Source organism: Vibrio sp. 10N.222.49.C9 (assembly GCF_041474985.1).
Classification (GTDB): domain Bacteria; phylum Pseudomonadota; class Gammaproteobacteria; order Enterobacterales; family Vibrionaceae; genus Vibrio; species Vibrio crassostreae_C.
This window is the reverse complement of sequence record NZ_JBFRVD010001185.1, coordinates 1-239: the sequence shown is the minus strand read 5'-3', so window position 1 is coordinate 239 and position 239 is coordinate 1. Positions and strand designations below refer to the sequence as shown.

The following is a 239-nucleotide window of genomic DNA, read 5'->3' as shown; positions in this document are numbered from 1 at the left end:
TTTAGATGGAATCAATGCTGGTGGATCGTGGGCTGACATCAAAGAGACTCAAAAACAAAGGTTAGCGGATGAGCATCTTATCGAGAGCGAGTCCTAATACATAAAAGCCAGTCGATTGACTGGCTTTTCACATTAACGAATTAGTAACACTCAAAGAGTTTATTACACTCGGTACAATACTTTGACCACGTGCCAACCGAATTTAGTCTTAACTAGATGTGGTACTAAGGTTTCACCCT

General features: G+C 40.6%; 1 pseudogene. It reads right to left on the bottom strand.

The annotated features are described in order from the left end of the window. Nucleotides 1-162 precede the first annotated feature (162 nt). Nucleotides 163-239, bottom strand: a pseudogene (locus AB4585_RS27485) (peptidylprolyl isomerase); the annotation flags it as partial.